Annotated in this window: 14 protein-coding genes; 1 reads left to right on the top strand and 13 read right to left on the bottom strand. The window is 64.4% G+C overall.

Features of this window, described 5'->3' with window-relative positions; translation table 11 throughout:
- Window positions 1-14: 14 nt before the first annotated feature.
- Window positions 15-830: a PP2C family protein-serine/threonine phosphatase gene (locus CZ674_RS03440; protein WP_086991133.1), complete on the bottom strand. Its 816-nt coding sequence runs from the start codon at window positions 828-830 to the stop codon at window positions 15-17.
- A gap of 150 nt (window positions 831-980) precedes the next feature.
- Here CZ674_RS03440 and CZ674_RS03435 point away from each other — a divergent pair, with 150 nt between their 5' ends.
- On the top strand, window positions 981-1949 hold the full coding sequence (locus CZ674_RS03435) for a hypothetical protein (RefSeq protein WP_086991132.1): 969 nt from the start codon (window positions 981-983) through the stop codon (window positions 1947-1949).
- Window positions 1950-1985: 36 nt separating this feature from the next.
- Here the strand turns inward: CZ674_RS03435 and CZ674_RS03430 are convergent, their stop codons facing one another.
- The 12 genes from CZ674_RS03430 to CZ674_RS03375 all read right to left on the bottom strand — a co-directional run bounded on the left by CZ674_RS03430 (window position 1986) and on the right by CZ674_RS03375 (window position 15772).
- Complete coding sequence (locus CZ674_RS03430; protein ID WP_086991131.1) at window positions 1986-3113, bottom strand: ABC transporter ATP-binding protein; 1128 nt, start codon at window positions 3111-3113, stop codon at window positions 1986-1988.
- 80 nt (window positions 3114-3193) lie between these two features.
- On the bottom strand, window positions 3194-4543 hold the full coding sequence (locus tag CZ674_RS03425) for an ABC transporter substrate-binding protein (protein ID WP_086991130.1): 1350 nt from the start codon (window positions 4541-4543) through the stop codon (window positions 3194-3196).
- Window positions 4544-4572: 29 nt separating this feature from the next.
- Window positions 4573-5418, bottom strand: coding sequence for a carbohydrate ABC transporter permease (locus CZ674_RS03420; RefSeq protein ID WP_086991129.1), 846 nt, complete (start codon window positions 5416-5418; stop codon window positions 4573-4575).
- Window positions 5415-6338, bottom strand: a complete 924-nt coding sequence (locus tag CZ674_RS03415) for a carbohydrate ABC transporter permease (RefSeq protein ID WP_086991128.1) — start codon at window positions 6336-6338, stop codon at window positions 5415-5417. Before CZ674_RS03415 ends, CZ674_RS03420 begins: the two co-directional genes overlap by 4 nt.
- 122 nt (window positions 6339-6460) lie before the next feature.
- The gene (locus tag CZ674_RS03410; protein WP_234988403.1) at window positions 6461-6748 is read right to left on the bottom strand and encodes a WXG100 family type VII secretion target; all 288 of its coding nucleotides are present in this window, start codon (window positions 6746-6748) and stop codon (window positions 6461-6463) included.
- Between the two features lie 189 nt (window positions 6749-6937).
- Window positions 6938-7225 (bottom strand): WXG100 family type VII secretion target, encoded by a 288-nt coding sequence (locus CZ674_RS03405; protein WP_234988403.1) that lies wholly within the window; start codon window positions 7223-7225, stop codon window positions 6938-6940.
- Between the two features lie 90 nt (window positions 7226-7315).
- The gene (locus tag CZ674_RS03400) at window positions 7316-7933 is read right to left on the bottom strand and encodes a hypothetical protein (protein WP_086991127.1); all 618 of its coding nucleotides are present in this window, start codon (window positions 7931-7933) and stop codon (window positions 7316-7318) included.
- Window positions 7930-8625 (bottom strand): hypothetical protein, encoded by a 696-nt coding sequence (locus CZ674_RS03395; RefSeq protein ID WP_086991126.1) that lies wholly within the window; start codon window positions 8623-8625, stop codon window positions 7930-7932. Before CZ674_RS03395 ends, CZ674_RS03400 begins: the two co-directional genes overlap by 4 nt.
- On the bottom strand, window positions 8618-9283 hold the full coding sequence (locus CZ674_RS03390) for a hypothetical protein (protein ID WP_086991125.1): 666 nt from the start codon (window positions 9281-9283) through the stop codon (window positions 8618-8620). The genes CZ674_RS03395 and CZ674_RS03390 overlap by 8 nt, the downstream gene beginning before the upstream one ends.
- Window positions 9284-9314: 31 nt before the next feature.
- Window positions 9315-10604, bottom strand: coding sequence for a hypothetical protein (locus tag CZ674_RS03385; protein ID WP_086991124.1), 1290 nt, complete (start codon window positions 10602-10604; stop codon window positions 9315-9317).
- Window positions 10605-10632: 28 nt separating this feature from the next.
- Complete coding sequence (locus CZ674_RS03380) at window positions 10633-10938, bottom strand: hypothetical protein (RefSeq protein WP_086991123.1); 306 nt, start codon at window positions 10936-10938, stop codon at window positions 10633-10635.
- Between the two features lie 142 nt (window positions 10939-11080).
- Window positions 11081-15772: an FtsK/SpoIIIE domain-containing protein gene (locus CZ674_RS03375; RefSeq protein WP_086991122.1), complete on the bottom strand. Its 4692-nt coding sequence runs from the start codon at window positions 15770-15772 to the stop codon at window positions 11081-11083.
- Window positions 15773-15794 lie beyond the last annotated feature (22 nt).

Here is a 15794-nt window from a genome sequence, read left to right as displayed (position 1 = left end):
GAGTTCGTGCTCCATCATGCACCTCGCGGAACGGTGTCACTGACGAGCAGACGATTGGTGTCTTCCCAACCGTCATCAGAATCGACGGCGTCGACATCGACGACCGCGATGCTGACGTTGTCGCGAGCGCCGGCTTGCAGGGTGAGCTGCAGCAATTCGGCAGCTGCGTTCGCTGGCGACGGATGCGCGCGCAGCACCCGCGCGATGGTCGCGTTGTCGACTTCACCGGTGAGGCCGTCTGAGCAAACCAGCAGTCGTTGGTTGCGCTCCACCGGCACGAGCCAGGTGTCGGGCTTGGTCAGGTATCCGCCACCGATAGAGCGCGTGATCACGTTGCGCATCGGGTGAGCTTTAGCTTCGTCGCTGGTCATCTCGCCCGAGTCGATCATCTCCTGCACGACCGAATGGTCGACACTGATCTGCTCGAGCTGACCGCCACGCAGCATGTATGTGCGGGAGTCGCCGATGTTCACGAAGTACCACTGGATGCCGCAATCGTCCTGCGTCAGAACTCCGCCCGTCAGGGTGGTGCCGGCATTCTCGGCGCCTGCTCCGAGCACGGCTCCGAAGGCACGCTGGATGGCGCTCTCAACCTGGTCGGCCTTCGGCAAGCCAGGGCCCAGCAGCTGCTCGAACGTGCCGAGCGCGAGTGAAGAAGCACGGTCGCCAGCTTGATGACCGCCCATGCCGTCTGCGATCAGAAAGACCGGGAACGAGGCGATCAGCGAATCCTCATTGATCTGCCGGCGCAGCCCCACGTGCGTCGTTGCGCCCCAGCGAATGCTGGCAGCCTCATGGTGATAGCGGTACTCCCGCAAGTTTTGCTCCATGCGGCGCCCCCTTTCACAATTCGACAGACGCAACGACACACCCCCACACAGGGTGGCGCACCGGGCAGCACGTATCTGTCGACTTTACGAGAGCTCTCGCTTCACCGCACCGGGGAGAAGTCCCCTCGGCCATCGAAATTGGGTGGAAGCATGACGCGGAACGCAGAATTCGACCTGGCTCCGTTGCGATCCGCTGTCTCGCAGGCCGACCGCAGCGCCTTCAGGAAGCAGCACGGCAGACACGGCCAGCACGGCACAGGGCTGTGGCTGGCCCCTGTGCTCGTGGTCGTCTCAGCTGCCGGCTTCTTCTTCGGACCGACCTTCGCGGGGCTCGCTGGCGGATTCACGCTCATCATCTTCGCAATGTGGCTGTATCTGCTGTTCTGGCTCCGCCGTGAGTCGACCCTCGGCGTGCGCCTCGCCCGCTTCGCCGAGGCGAACGGCCTCGACGTGATCCCGAGACGCACATCCGCCGAGAAGGACGGTGCCCGCTTCGCTTCAGGCTCCAACGGAGCCGTGCAGTACGAGCTCACGCAGCCTGATGGATTCCAGGTCGGCGTGTGGGAGCTCACCTATGCGCTCGGATGGGGCATCTCACAAGAGACCTATTCCTACATCACGGTGCCGACAGCGCTCGAGACACCGCGGCTGCTCATCGCCCCGAAAGGCAGCTGGCAGGCTGGCAGCTATCAGCACGACGTGGTGAAGGAGTTCGAAGACAGCCACTGGACCGCGGTCAATCTGGTCCCGGAGGAGTCGACGGATGCGCAGGTCGCCGCAGCCGCACAGTCGCTTCCGCTGCGAGAACTCGAGCGGGCGATGCCAGAGGCCGAGAGCGAGTGCCGCGCAAGCGCGGCCACGGTCTACGGCCGCGGCCGCTGGCGCATCAGCGAGGCCGCTGCCTGGAGCGGATTCGCAACGCTCGAGGCAGCTTGGCGGGGTGCGCAGTCGCTGACATCGCTGACGCCACCGCCTGCAGACAGCCCCCCGCAGACGCATCGCGGTATGGGCGTCGGCATGCAAGGCCTGCTGCTCGTGGTGCCGCTGTGCGCGCTCATCCTGGGCGGAGCCTTCGGAGCGATGCTGCTCAGCTTGCAGCTGTTCCCAGACAGCTACTGAGCTGACGCACCCACAACGAGGAGAAGTCCCCAAGCGTCAGACGCCGGCACCCGATCCGATGAGCCGCTGGGTCTGGGCGTCGAAGAACAGCACGCGCCGCGCATCCGCCGTGAGCGTCATGCGCTCCCCCGCGACCGGCTCGTGATCCTTGTCGATGCGGGCGACCAGCTGCTTGTCGTCTTCGGCTCCGTGCACCGATCCGTAGACATAGACGTCAGAGCCGACTGACTCGACCAGTGCGATGTCGATCGTGAAGCGGTCTTCGTCGTGCTCGCCGCCTTCTGCGCCGCCGTGAGCCTGGGTGTCAAGGTCTTCGGGACGCACGCCGACCACGATGTCGTCGTGCTCGAACTCGAGTCCCGCAGGAACCGGCAGCAGGTTGCGACCGACACGAACACGTCTTCCGGATGCGCCGTCCGACTCCAGACGCCCGGCGAGCAGGTTCATGGTCGGGGATCCGATGAAGCCTGCCACGAACAGCGTCTCGGGGCGGCTGTACAGCTCTTTCGGGGTGCCGACCTGCTCGATGCGGCCCGCATTCATGACGACGACGCGGTCGCCCATCGTCATCGCCTCTGTCTGGTCGTGGGTGACGTAGACGGTCGTGACGCCGAGTCGCTTCTGCAGCTGTGAGATCTGCGTGCGAGTCTGCACGCGCAGCTTCGCATCGAGGTTCGAGAGCGGCTCGTCCATCATGAACACCTGGGGGTCGCGCACGATCGCACGGCCCATGGCGACGCGCTGCCGCTGCCCGCCTGAGAGCTGGCGAGGCTTGCGGTCCAGGTACGGCTCGATGTCGAGCAGCCTGGCCGCCTCGACGATGCGCTCCCTGCGCTCGGCCTTCGGCACACCGATGTTCTTGAGCGCGAACTCCATGTTGCCCTCGACCGTCATGTGCGGGTAAAGCGCGTAGTTCTGAAACACCATGGCGATGTCGCGCTCGGCTGCGGGCGCGGTCGTCACGTCTTCGTCGCCGAAGAGGATCGTGCCCTCAGTCGGCAGCTCGAGGCCCGCCAGCATCCGCAGCGTCGTCGACTTGCCGCAGCCCGACGGCCCGACAAGCACGAGGAACTCTCCGTCGGCGATCTGCAGCGAGATCTCTTCGACGGCATTCCTGTCGGCGCCTGGGTAGCGAAGCCCGACGCGTTCGAGTGTGAGGTCCATGACTGATGCGATCCTTTCGTGCCCCGGGCGGGGCGGGAGCAGCCTCCTGGCACTCCCGCCCCGCTCAGTGCGAACGGTGCCTACTGCTCGAGCAGGGGCGCCATGTCGTTGTCGTAGAGATCCTGCAGCGTCGCCTCGAGGTCGGCGAGGGTGGCCTCGACGTCTGCATCGGTCGTGAGGATCTCCTGCAGCGTCTGCGACAGGTTGAGGTCGCCGCCGGGCAGGAACACGCGAGCGAAGTCCTGCGAGCGAGCGTTCTCGAGCTGGTTGACGGCTACCTCGAAGACCGGAGTCTCGGCGTAGACGTCGCTCATGTCGACATCGGTGCGAACGGGCAGGTAGCCGGTTCCTGCCGAGAACGTTGCGGTGTTCTCGGAGTTGGTCACGAAGTCGATGAACATCGCCGCGGCCAGCTGACGCTCGGGCGTCGACTTCGCGGCGATGCTGAGGCCGGCGCCGCCAGTGGGCACGACGGCGTTGTCGCCGCTGGGTCCGAGCGGCAGGAATCCGACGCCGATCTCGAAGTCGGCCGTCTCGAGGATGCCGCTGAGCGATCCGGTCGACGCGACGACCTGGCTGACAGCACCAGCTGAGAAGTCGGTGGCCGGGTCACCGCTGACGACGGTCGCCCAGTCGTCGTTCACTGCGTCCTGTGCGAACTGCAGCGCCTCGACAGTCTCGGGGCTTGAGACAGAAGAGAAGTCCCACTCGTCGCTCCAGGCGCCGCCGTGGCCCCAGACCAGGTTCGACATGGTCCACGCCGGGTACTCGGCCTGCGGCGGGAAGGCGAACGGCGTCGCGCCTGTGTCGGAGTCGGTCAGCGCCTGCGAGTGCGACGCGACTTCCTCCCACGTCTCGGGCGCGGCATCGAGGCCGGCAGCCTCGTAGTGCTCGGCGTTGTAGTAGAACAGCGGGGTCGAGCGCGCATACGGAGCTCCGTAGTGCGAGCCTTCGTAGAGGTAGTCGCCGTACAGGGCTTCCTGGTACGTGCCGGTGTCGGCTTCGATCGCCTCGAACAGCGGGTCGACGGGCGCAAGCGAGCCGTTGAGGTAGTTCGTGAACCAGGTGGCGTCCGAGAGCACGACGACATCGCCGACGTCGCCCGAAGCCTGCGCGGTCTGGAATCGCTCCGAGACCTCTTCGTAGTTGGCGCCCGCGGTCACGTGCTCGACCGTGATGCCGGTCTCGTCTTCGAAGGCCGCGATGAGATCCTTCTCGATATCCATCGAGCCACCGGGGTGGTTCGACCAGAACGTGATCGAGTCGGCGGGCTCGATGCTCGCGAAGTCGGTGTCGACCGCTGCGTCAGCGTCGGCGTCGGCGTCGGTCGAGACGCCGGGACCGCACGCGGTCAGCGCGAGGGTTGCCGCGGCAACGGCCGCGACGAGTGAGGCACCGCGGATGCGGCGGTGCGGGGAGCGATTGGACATGGGGTTCTTCTCCTTGTTCGGGATGGGTGTCACTTGACCGCACCCTGGGTGAGTCCGGCCACGATGTAGCGCTGCAGCGCAGCGAAGATGATGAGCACGGGCACGATGACGAGCACGGCGCCGGCCATGAGGATGCCGTAGGTGCCGGTCTGCCCCTCGATCGAATTGAGCAGGTTCAGCCCCACCGGGAGCGTCATCTTGTCGACCGAGTCGGTGATGATGAGCGGCCACAGGAAGTTGTTCCACTCGTTCACGATCGTCACGAGCCCGACCGTCGCAATGGTCGGCGCCGAGACGGGAACGATCACGCGCCACAGCCGCTTCCAGTGCCCGGCTCCGTCGAGCTCGGCCGCTTCGACGAGCGCGATCGGCACCGTCTTGAACTGCTGCCGCAGCAGGAACGTGCCGAAGGCTGTTCCGAGGCCCGGCAGGATGATGCCCCACAGCGTGTTTCGGCCGCCCAGCCCCGAGATCGTCAGGTAGTTTGGCAGCATCGCGACCTCGGGCGGCACCATGAGCGCGACGAGGATGCCCAGGAAGATCACGTTCTTGAAGCGCACGTTGATGAACACCAGCGCGTAGGCGGTCGTGATCGCCAGCATGACTTTGATCGCAGAGCCGACGGATGTGGTGATGATGCTGTTGAGGAACACCTGCCCCAGCGGCACCCGCTCGGCCACCTGCTGGTAGTTGTCGAACGTCGGGTCCTCTGGCCAGATCGTCGGAGTCACCGTGACGATCTCGCCGACCGGCTTGAACGACGAGATCACCATCCACACCAGCGGCAGCACGATGATGAGCAGTGCGAGCAGCATGGGCAGGTAGCCGCCGAGCACAGCAGACCACAGCTTCTTCGGAGTCAGTGCGCGCTTCATGCGTAGTGCACCTTCCGCTCGACGAACCGGATCTGCACGACGGTGACGATCAGCAGCACGAGGAACAGCACGACCGAGATCGACGCCGAGTATCCGGCTCGCTGATACGCGCCGAAGGACTGCAGGTACACCTCGAACAGGATGGTGTTCGTTCCGTTGCCGTCGGGCGTCATGATGCGCAGCACGTCGAAGGCCTGCATCGAGCTGAGGATGCTGGTGATGAGGATGAAGAACATCGTGGGGCTGAGCAGCGGCAGCACGACCCTGAAGAAGGTGCGGATCGAGCCGGATCGGTCGACGCTCGCAGCCTCGAGCAGATCATTGGGAATCGACTGCAGGCCAGCCAGGAAGATGACGGCACAGTAGCCGAGGTTCTTCCAGATGTAGACGACGATGACCATGACCAGCGCCAGGTCAGGGTCGAGGAACCACTCGGGCGAGTTCTTGCCGAAGAACGCGAAGACGTGACTCAGCACGCCCAGATTCGGGTCGAAGATGAAGCTCCAGACCAGGCCGACGCCCACGCCCGAGAGCACGTAGGGAGAGAACACCGCCGTGCGGACGATGGTCCTGCCCGGAAGGCGGCGGTTGAGCACCACCGCGAGAGCAAGCCCCAGCACCATCGAGCCGACGACGGTCGCAAGCGTGAACACGCCAGTGACTCGCCAGACCTCGGCGCCGGTCTCAGAGGTGAAGAACCGCAGATAGTTGTCGAAGCCGACGAACGAAGCCGTGTCTGCGCCGAGCCGCCAGTTGAGCATCGAGAAGCGGATGTTCGCGAACAGCGGGTAGTAGATGAACAGCAGGATCAGGGCGATGTTGGGGCCTGCGAACAGCAGGAATGTCGTCCAGTTGCGCGCGCTCCTGCGCCGAAGGGCCGAGCGGTGAGCGGAGCTTTGCACGGGATCGAACGTAACCATCCCTCATGGACGGCTTGGGCGCTTGCTGTGAACAGCCGGTGAACTGCTTGTGAATGGACACACAGCATGCGAAAGGGCGGGTGCCCCCGAAGGAGCACCCGCCCAAAAACTCAGCTGGCGTCTTAGCCGGCGAGCTGGTCGTCGAGGTCGCGAATAGCCTGACCCATCTGACGCAGAGCCTCAGCCATGTCCGTGACACCCTCAGCAGCCGACTTCATGCCGTCCGTCAGCTCCTGGTAGCCCTCCTGGAACTTGCCCGAAGCCTTCTCCGTCTTGAAACCATCAGCCACAAGGTCATCAACATAACCCTGGAGCTTGTCCATCAGGTCATCAATCTCGTCCTTGCCGTCATCGAGCTGCTTCGCAGTCGAGTCCATCTCGTCATAGGTGGCGCCGAAATCCGACATCATTCACATCCTTCATATGAGAGTTCAGCCCGACTACGGGCCCTTACAACCACAACACTACGAACCACACCACCCCAGCACAACGAGGAGAAGTCCCCACACAGCGCACGTTCACCTTCGGACAGCGTCTGCTGACATGCGAAAGGGCGGGTGCCCCCGAAGGAGCACCCGCCCGAAAACTCAGCTGGCGTCTTAGCCGGCGAGCTGGTCGTCGAGGTCGCGAATAGCCTGACCCATCTGACGCAGAGCCTCAGCCATGTCCGTGACACCCTCAGCAGCCGACTTCATGCCGTCCGTCAGCTCCTGGTAGCCCTCCTGGAACTTGCCCGAAGCCTTCTCCGTCTTGAAACCATCAGCCACAAGGTCATCAACATAACCCTGGAGCTTGTCCATCAGGTCATCAATCTCGTCCTTGCCGTCATCGAGCTGCTTCGCAGTCGAGTCCATCTCGTCATAGGTGGCGCCGAAATCCGACATCATTCACATCCTTAAAATTCAGCCCGACTCCGGGCCCGTACAACAACCACACTACGAACCACACCACCCCAGCACAACGAGGAGAAGTCCCCATTAGGACTTCGGTTCGATCCATCGCAGGGAGCTGACAATTGCGTCGAAAAGAGCGCGGATGCGGACTGCGGGCTCGTCGTCGGCCGGCACATCGACAGGCCTCATGAACGAAGCAGTCAACTGCAATGCCTTCTGACGCTTCGAGCCCGGCACAGGCGTGAGGTAGGTCACGGTGTCAATGATGATCTTCTCACCCTGCATGTCCTCTTCCCGCTCAGTCCGGAATCGCATGATTCTCGGATCACCGAACAGCGGCTGCGCGTTGAACTTGCGGATCATGCCGACTGCCATCTGATCCACGGTCATCTCGGCCGTCGATCGCCGTATGGAGGCCACTATGGAGCCTGGCACCATCACCATGTCGTCAGTGCGCTCCATCGGACCTATCGTGGCGATTGCCCTGGCGTCTTGCATCTTCGAGTACGCGCGATTGACCATGGGCCGAAGCTGAGCGAGAATCTCGGGCCTGCCCGCGGCCATCAGCCGCTTCGCGAGCTGAGACTGAACGCTCTTCTCAGCGGCCGTGCTGACTGGAGTCTTCGCCCAGCCTGCAGGCAGGTCGAACTCAAAGTCGGGCTCTTTGGCTGCTCCGAGTTCGTCGCGCAAGCTGGACGTCATCGTTGCTCCTTCGATGTGAGGTCATTCACCGTGTGCAGTTGACGGAAGTCGGTTCCAACGGCTCGTGTGTGTGTCTCGTCATCGATGAGCCCACGACGAAGGAGCACCCCGAGCGCCTCGTTGCGCACCTGCAGCATCTGGTCAGCGGTCTGTGACTCCTGGGCAGGCATGCTCGGCTTCGACGCAAGAAACTGCAGCCCCAGCACCAGCAGGGAGGCCGCAAGTGTGAGGATGCCGACTGCTGGCCATACGCCGGCAGCTCCCCCGCTGACTGAGATTCTCGTGAACATGAAGGCCAGACCCGCTGCGGTGCATATCGCGATGAAGCCGTTCGTCCAGACCGTGAGCCCCGAGCGGCGCCGACCACGACGCAGCCACCGGACCATGGAGAGAACAGGGCCGAGCAGTGCCAGGGCGAAGCAGACACCAGCAATGACGACAGCCGTGTCGGTCTCTATTCCGGTGAGCACGCCATGAGTCGGCTGGAATGCCATGAACGCAGCGGGCGCCACGATAGCCGCCAGCCAGGCCAGGCCCTCCAGAACATTCAGAGCCCACAGGTCCTTCTCAAGGTCTCCGGCCGCCAACCTGACCTTCGACTCGACCCTGGAAAGCGGCAGTGCTTCAGATTCGGGAGCAGTCCTCGCCCAGTCGAGCACCTCGGCCGGCCAGTCCCGGCTCAGCTCAGTCATTCTCAGCGCCCCCCGCTGCTTCGTCCTTCGGCTGCGGCCAGATGGTATCGAGCGCGACCAGCGGGTCATCGGGCACGGTCGAGAAACGAGTGCCGTCCGAGGCAGTGATGGTCAGCGAGTCGAGGAGCCCGCCGAGGCCGATCATGACTACTCGCAGCAGGTCTACCGGAGTCGGCTCGACCTCGACCACGAGCGCTGAATCTCCGTCTGAGAACACGAAGAGGGCGTGCGCCACGGTGACCACAGGCAGGTCCTCGTCTTCGAACTGCATCTGCCGGGTGAGCACTGCTTCGAACCCCGGTCCGATGTTCGTGGCCATGTCAGTGGGCCGCACTCGGTAACCGTCGGCCGCAAAATCAGGCATGCCCGCAGCACTGCCGAACCGAACCTCGACACTTGCAACGGCATCGATCTGCCTCGACCAGACCTGAAATGCAAAGTCAGTGCTGTCGTCACGCTGCTCGAGTCCCTGACGGATGATGTCGCGTGCCAGCGGTTCTCGTTCAGGGCTCCAGGAGTCACCGAGGAGCTCGGGCAGATCCGCAACTGCACCGTCTGCGAATCCCTCGTGGTCAGCCCCGGAAAGACGCGGAATCTCAAGCCACCCCGGGATGCGAACGTCGAACTCTATGTCCCAGCGGCCGGGCTCTGCAGTCATGCCTTCACACTAACAGGATCGGCAGGAGGCATCACCAGGGGATGTCGAGGACGGGCAGCTCACCAAACGGGGTCGTCGCCTTCGGCGCCGTCTTCAGACTGGGGATGTCAAGGCCACCGAGCCCACCGATCGAACTGACCCATCCCGAGTACTTGAAGGCCTGACCGACCAACGAGTGCGTGATCTCGATCGATCCGCCGACCAAGCTGAGAGGTGCTGTCAGCAGACGCGGGAAGAATCCTGTTCCGCGCATATTCGTGAAGTGCTTGGCAAACGAGTCGCCGAGCCCCTCGGAACTCTTGCCGAAGGCCAGCTGTGAAAGGATCTCGACGCCTCGTTCGCCCTTCGGCACTGTCAGGATGCCGTCGCCCTGCTTCATGAAGGTGGCGAGGCGGTTGCCCGAGCCAGACTTCCAGACATCTTTCAGTGCGCTCGCACCAGACTTGTACGTCTTCGGGTTGAAGTTCTTGACAGCAGTCTTGCCGAACTCTTTCAGGCCGGCCTTGTTCCAGAGCATGCCGACCTTGCCGAACGGTATGACGCCGACGACCGCCAGAGCAACGTCAAGCCAGCCCTTGTCGCCTCGGATCGCCTGATAGATCGTGAGGGCGAGCGTGACGACGGCAACCACAGCGGCGATCGCCGCGATGATCGGGCCACCGATGATCATGCCGGCGATCGCGAGCACGATGGCGGCAATCGTCAGTGCCGTCTGAATCCAACCCACGACCTGGTCGACCCTGTCCCAGAAGTCATCTTCGAGGCCGTCGTCGAGGACGTCGCCGATGTTGGTGACTGCGATGTCGAATGCATCGGACCAGTCTTTGTAGTTGCTGTCGTAGGAGTTCGCCTCTGTGACCCACTCCTGATACTTGGCCTCTTTGGCCTCATTCTGAGCATCAGCGGCCTTTGCATCCGGGTCGTCCTTGTCGTCGCCCTTCGCCTCAGGGTCAGCATCCTTGTTGCCAGGAAGCGCCTCGTACTCAGTCCACAGCGTCTCGCAGTTTCCGGAGTACACGCGAAGATTCCAGTGCGGAGTCGCAATGGCATCGGCATACGTGACCAGATACTCTCCGGTAGGCGAATACAGCTTGCCTGCTTTGTCGAGCATCTCGTATGTGTCGTCGGTGAGGTTGCGAAGCTTGTCAATTGCCTTGCCGAACTGACCGTAGTCAGATTCCTTCACTCCCTTGAGCACCCTCGCGCTCTCCACCATGCTCTCGCCGAGGTCGACGATTGCGGTGCCACGCGTGCGGATCGAGCTCGGCTCACAGTCGAGCGGAGCGATCTCGTTGCCTGCTGGTGAATTCGGCTGCGCCATTCTGGTTCACTCTTCCAATCGTGGTCGGCTACTCGGACTGCGAATTCTCGAACTGCGTTGCAGCCTCGGTATCGAACTTCTGAAACTCTTCTACGACAGCGTTGACATGCTCGGCGATCTTGCCGACGTCGCGGGAGAGGTCTTTCCGCTTGAGCGACCACTGAGATTCGAACTCGCCAGCCTTCTCGCGCAGTTCGCCCCGGCCATAGGGGTTCCCGATGGCTTCTTCCAGGTCGTTCGACCGGTCGACAGCGTTGTCCAGCTCCTCAACGATGTTGTTGAGCTGATCCTGCAGTGTCAGCAGCTGGTCCCACTTGATCAGAACGTCAGACACGGGCTTCTCCTCCGAAAACTTGAATGTTCATCATGCTCGGGCTGCGGCGAGCGATTCGAGCGGTTCGTCGCAGACACCAGCCTACGAATCAGGGCGAAACTCCACAACGAGGAGAAGTCCCCAGCAGGCCGCGGGTCCGCACCTACTCGCCTTCGGACTCGCTCTTCTCGCGCGCCTCGCGGCGCCTGCGCATCCGCTCTCTGCGCTCTTCTCGCTCCTTGTCTGCCGCAGCCTTCGCGGCCGCCTGGGCAGCCGCCTCAGCCGGGTCGACGACAGGCTCGTCGTTCGCGGGCCGCATGGGCGCCGACGACGCCGCGCTGGCAGCCGGCACGGGGTAGTCGTCGGGCACGAACGGCATCTGCATCGTGATCCATTTGCCGTTCTGCACGAAGATGCCGCGTCCGACCGGATACTCGGTTCGCTTCACGCGCGGGAACGGCACCTTGAAGAAGGTGTCGCCGTCGTGGGTGTCAGGCTTGAGCACAATGCCCTGACGCCCCTGCTTGAGCTCGCCGATGATGCCTGCGCTCGTCGTCATGCGCGAGATGTCGCCGTCGCCGAACAGCACATGGTCGCTCTTGTTGACCGCCTGCAGCATCGCTCGCATTGCGCGGTCGGCGCTGCCGTCGGCAAACTGCGGCGCATCCTCGAGGAAGATCGCGATGCGTCCGGGAATCGACTCGTCGACGAGGATCTCGGCAAGCTCGGTCGCGAGCTCCTTCGCGTCGTCATCGCGAGTGACGCTGCGCACCCACGGCCTGAAGTCGGTCAGCACCGAGCGTCGTCCGCCGAAGTGGAAGAGCTTGACGTCGGGGTCGAACTTCTCCATGGCGATGATGAGCGACTTCATGGCGTTGGTGCGACCCGACTGCGGCGGACCAGCCACCACGAATGTGCCGTATGCGTCGAAGCCCTTGGCCGCCAGTGTGTCTTCTGCGATGCCCCAGACCGGGAAGCCCTCGTCCTGAGCGGGCAGCTTCGTGACGGGGATCTTCGTGGGCAGCGCCCCGATCTCCTCGATCTCCTCGACGCCGCGGGAGACGAGGTCGGCTGCCATCTTGTCCATGGCCTTCGACTGCTCGGCGACGTTCGACTCGCCCGTGAGCACGGCCATCTGCACCTCGGCGCCGTCGACGATCGCACGCCCCGGAGCCGACTGCTCGTTGAGCACGTCTCGCGGCACGCCCAGCAGCGTGTAGCCCGACTCCTCTGACAGGCGCAGCACGATGCGTCGGGAGACGTTCGAGGCGACGCTCGACGAGATCGATCCGCCGCGGTCGACCGTCATGACGGCGTGCACGCCGAGGGGCCGACCTTCACCCAGGATGCGCATGAAGTTCTGATAGAACGGCGCTCTGGCGGCAGTGATCTCCCAGTTGTTCTTGAACTCTGCGAAGTTGTCGATCAGCACGATGATGCGCGGCATCGTCGGGTCGGCGAGCTGTCGGTACTCGGTGAGGTTCGAGGCGTCGACGCTGCCGAACTGCTTCGATCGGCGATCCATCTCCATGCCCAGCGACCGCAGCAGACGCTGCACGCGCTCGGCGTCCTCGCCGTCGATGACCGAGCCGACCTGCGGCAGGCGCTCTGCCGACCGCAGCGCGCCAGAGGCGAAGTCGAGGCCGTAGACCTCGGCCTTGCCCTGCTCGGGGTTCATGCCCGCGGCGACCGCGATCGACTTCAGCACGGTCGTCTTGCCCGAGCCCGACGTGCCGTAGACGAGCATCGAGCCGTCGCGGTCGGGGTTCCAGTACACGGGCAGCTGCTGCTGCCGCTCGGGCAGGTCAGCGATGCCGAGCACGATCTGCGAGTCGTTCGTCTCGGTCAGGTCCTCGAGCTTGATCGAGGTCGAGAGGTCGTCGAGCCACGGCCTGCGAGGCAGCGGAATGCCCGCCTTGTCAGCCGCCGTGATGACAGTCTTGACGACGCGCTTCTGGTCGTTGGGGCCGAGCTCCTCGTCGGTGAGGTCTGCCTCTGGGGCCTTGTCTGCCTCCCACTGCACAGTCGATCCGAACCGCAGCTCGGCGACCCGCACATCCGCGACGACCTCTTCTTCTGTCGTCCAGCCGCCCGCATACGCCGACTGGAACGGCACAAGACGACCGGGACCGGTCTTGGCGATGCCGCGCCCGGGGATCGAAGGGCTGAAGGATGCGGCGATCTCGTCATCGACGACGTCCTTCGAGTCCGACTCGTCGGCCATGCGAAGCGCCACACGAAGGTTGGTGTTGGCGCGGAGGTTGTCTTTGATGACACCGGCGGGGCGCTGCGTGGCCAGGATGAGGTGGATGCCGAGCGAGCGACCGCGCTGGGCGATGTCGACGACGCCGTCGACGAACTCGGGCACCTCGCCCGCGAGCGCCGCGAACTCGTCGACCACCAGCACGAGCGCCGGCGGCGTCTCGGGGTCGCGACGCTTCTCGAGCTCGAGCAGGTCTTTGGCCTTCTTGCGGTTGAACAGGTGCTCTCTGAAGTGCAGCTCGGCGCGCAGCGAGGTCAGTGCTCGGCGCACGAGGTGCGGCGAGAGGTCGGTCACGAGGCCGACGCAGTGCGGCAGCTCGACGCAGTCTGCGAACGCGGAGCCGCCCTTGTAGTCGACGAACAGGAATGTGACGCGGTCGGGGCTGTGCGCCGCGGCCATGCCGAGCACCCACGCCTGCAGGAACTCAGACTTGCCCGCACCGGTCGTGCCTCCGACGAGGGCGTGCGGGCCCTGGGTTCTGAGGTCGAGGGTCATCGGCTCTGCTGCGCCCTGACCGATGATGGCGCGCAGGTCGCCCGCCTTCTTCATGCGGGGCGGGTCTTTGGCCGTGCGGTCGATGATCGTGTTGTTCTCGCGCCAGCGGTCGATCACCGCTGCGGGATTCTCGGCGACCTCGTTGCCGACCAGCGACAGGAACATCACCGAGTTCGGGATGTCGGAGGCGTCTTCGATGACGGTGGAGGAGTCGACGACGGGAGCGAGCCGCTTGGCGAGCATCGTCATGTACTCGTTCGAGACGCCTTCGACGCGAGCTCCCTCGTGCACGACGCCCGACCGCACGACACCGACCGTCGCGTCATTGAGGCCCTTCGAGACGTCGATGAAGCTGCGGCAGGCTGCCGGCAGCGTCTCGACCGTGGGCGCGACGAACAGTGCGAAGACGCCGACCTCGGATCCGCGCTCGAGGATCTGCGTCAGCCGCGGGCGGTCGACGGGCGGGTCGCCGGCGACGATGAGCACGATCGCAGTGTTGCCCTTGAACGTCACGTCGCTGAGCGCACGGTCGATGTCGGAGCCGAAGTTCATCGGGTTCCAGTCGTCCTTGAACGGCTTCATGCGGCCGTTGCCGCCCTTCGAGCGGCCGATGACGATCTCTTCGAGGCTGCTGAGCAGCGCGCCGCCGCTGGATGCGGAGTCGGCGAGCGGGAGGTCCTTCAGCGGGTTCCGCTCGCTGGTGGTGTGCGGCATCCACTTGAGCCAGTCGAGCTCTTCCGTCCAGTCCGGGTCGGTCAGCGCGACCGTCACGACCTCGTTCGGAGCGTGCATGCCCAGCAGCTGCACGACGAGGCCGCGCAGAACGTCGCTCGTGATCGACTTGGGGCCTGCGACGCCGAATGATCCCGACGTCTGCAGCGACTCGAAGATCGGCACGTCGTCGATGTGCTTGTAGCGCTCGCGCAGGTGCTCGACGCGCTCGATGTACTCGGGCAGCGACTCGGGGTTGTCGCTCTCGCCGATGGTGTTGCGGCTCTCGTCGCGGCCGACGCCGAGGCGCAGCGCCAGGAAGTTCCAGTGCTCGGGCCTGCGGCTCCACAGCATGGGGCCGAGCTTCATCGCCTGGTCGAAGACGGTGGCGACCGCCGGAACCTCACGGCTGCGCACCTTGCGCTCCTTCGGGTTCTCCTTGTAGAAGAGCTCCTCGAGCTCTTCGTACTGCTTCTCGAAGATCGCGTCGTCCTTCTTGAACTGCAGACCGGCGCGGGCGCGCTGCGTGATGAAGTTTCCGAACATCATCATCGGCGTCGCTGCCATGATCAGCAGCGAGCGCACTCGACCGGTCATGGCATACAGCGCACCGGCCATCAGCAGCGGAGCCACCAGCATCGGCCACGGGAACATGTTCTTCATGCGCTCGGTGGGCATGCGCGGCTCTTTGAGCTCTTCGCCCGGGTAGCGCGGCTCGACGATCGGCGAGCGGTTGAACATCAGGGCGCCGCCGCGCTCGAGGATCGCGTCCTCGCCCTGCGCGCCGAAGCTGCCGACGACCTGCACCACGACGATCGTGTCGCCGAGCGTGAAGGGCTGGCCGGGGATGACGGTGAGCCGCTGCACGCGACCGCCGTCGACCACGATGCCGTTCGACGAGCCGAGGTCGACGATCTCGATGTGCTGCCCGACCTCGATGCGCGCGTGCTTCTTCGACACGAGCTGGTCGCTGAGCACGATGTCGTTGTCGGGTCCTCGCCCGATCGACGCCTGGCCGGGACGCAGATGGAACTCGGCCCCCGCATCCGGCCCCGAAGAGACGTGCAGGGTCGCCACGACCTCGGTTCCGTCGTCCATGACCGCCGATGACGTGCGCTGACCCAGGTTGACGACTCGGGCATTGAAGCCAGAGCCGATGGGCGCCTCGCCGATGAGCGTGTCGGGCGAGAGCGGCACGAGCTGCTGCTGCGTCGGAGGCGCGACCGCGACCGAGAGGACGTCGTCGGCACCAGCCCAGATCGTCTTGTCAGGGTCGGCCTCGGCGATCTGCCTCGCCACGTTCTCGACCGTCGCGGTCGAGTCGGCGGTGACGACGATGTCGGTCGGCATGACGCCGTCGCGGTGCAGTGTCAGCTTGACGCGCATTGTTGACTCCTAGGTGGGCAGA

The sequence above is a fragment of the Agrococcus casei LMG 22410 genome (assembly GCF_900163565.1).
Taxonomy (GTDB): Bacteria; Actinomycetota; Actinomycetes; order Actinomycetales; family Microbacteriaceae; genus Agrococcus; species Agrococcus casei.
Note: the sequence above shows the minus strand (reverse complement) of the source record. Positions and strands in the feature narration are given on the sequence as shown.

What these genes read in the sequence shown, in the direction of transcription:
- CZ674_RS03440 (WP_086991133.1), bottom strand. Translation starts at nt 830, where the DNA reads ATGGAGCAAAACTTGCGGGAGTACCGCTATCACCATGAGGCTGCCAGC.
- CZ674_RS03435 (WP_086991132.1), top strand. Translation starts at nt 981, where the DNA reads ATGACGCGGAACGCAGAATTCGACCTGGCTCCGTTGCGATCCGCTGTC.
- CZ674_RS03430 (WP_086991131.1), bottom strand. Translation starts at nt 3,113, where the DNA reads ATGGACCTCACACTCGAACGCGTCGGGCTTCGCTACCCAGGCGCCGAC.
- CZ674_RS03425 (WP_086991130.1), bottom strand. Translation starts at nt 4,543, where the DNA reads ATGTCCAATCGCTCCCCGCACCGCCGCATCCGCGGTGCCTCACTCGTC.
- CZ674_RS03420 (WP_086991129.1), bottom strand. Translation starts at nt 5,418, where the DNA reads ATGAAGCGCGCACTGACTCCGAAGAAGCTGTGGTCTGCTGTGCTCGGC.
- CZ674_RS03415 (WP_086991128.1), bottom strand. Translation starts at nt 6,338, where the DNA reads ATGGTTACGTTCGATCCCGTGCAAAGCTCCGCTCACCGCTCGGCCCTT.
- CZ674_RS03410 (WP_234988403.1), bottom strand. Translation starts at nt 6,748, where the DNA reads ATGATGTCGGATTTCGGCGCCACCTATGACGAGATGGACTCGACTGCG.
- CZ674_RS03405 (WP_234988403.1), bottom strand. Translation starts at nt 7,225, where the DNA reads ATGATGTCGGATTTCGGCGCCACCTATGACGAGATGGACTCGACTGCG.
- CZ674_RS03400 (WP_086991127.1), bottom strand. Translation starts at nt 7,933, where the DNA reads ATGACGTCCAGCTTGCGCGACGAACTCGGAGCAGCCAAAGAGCCCGAC.
- CZ674_RS03395 (WP_086991126.1), bottom strand. Translation starts at nt 8,625, where the DNA reads ATGACTGAGCTGAGCCGGGACTGGCCGGCCGAGGTGCTCGACTGGGCG.
- CZ674_RS03390 (WP_086991125.1), bottom strand. Translation starts at nt 9,283, where the DNA reads ATGACTGCAGAGCCCGGCCGCTGGGACATAGAGTTCGACGTTCGCATC.
- CZ674_RS03385 (WP_086991124.1), bottom strand. Translation starts at nt 10,604, where the DNA reads ATGGCGCAGCCGAATTCACCAGCAGGCAACGAGATCGCTCCGCTCGAC.
- CZ674_RS03375 (WP_086991122.1), bottom strand. Translation starts at nt 15,772, where the DNA reads ATGCGCGTCAAGCTGACACTGCACCGCGACGGCGTCATGCCGACCGAC.